At 63.8% G+C, this 279-nt stretch carries 1 pseudogene; it reads right to left on the bottom strand.

Annotated elements, in window-relative coordinates:
• A pseudogene (locus ADK54_RS19645) lies at nucleotides 1–279 on the bottom strand (potassium-transporting ATPase subunit B); the annotation flags it as partial.

Here is a 279-nt window from a genome sequence, read left to right as displayed (position 1 = left end):
TCCGGGGATGAGGGAGATGAGCAGGTCAATGATCTTGATGCCGATGAACGGGGCGATCAGACCGCCCAGGCCGTAGATGCCGAGGTTGCGGCGGAGCATCTTGTCGGCGCTGGTCGGCTTGTACTGCACGCCCTTCAGGGCCAGCGGCACGAGCGCGATGATGATCAGCGCGTTGAAGACGACCGCGGACAGGATCGCCGACTCGGGGCTGTGCAGGCTCATGATGTTGAGCTTGTCCAGGCCCGGGTAGACCACCGCGAACATCGCCGGGATGATCGC

The organism is Streptomyces sp. WM6378, from assembly GCF_001279695.1.
Lineage (GTDB): Bacteria > Actinomycetota > Actinomycetes > Streptomycetales > Streptomycetaceae > Streptomyces.
The sequence above is the reverse complement of the archived record's forward strand: the minus strand, read 5'-3'. Positions and strand labels throughout refer to the sequence as shown.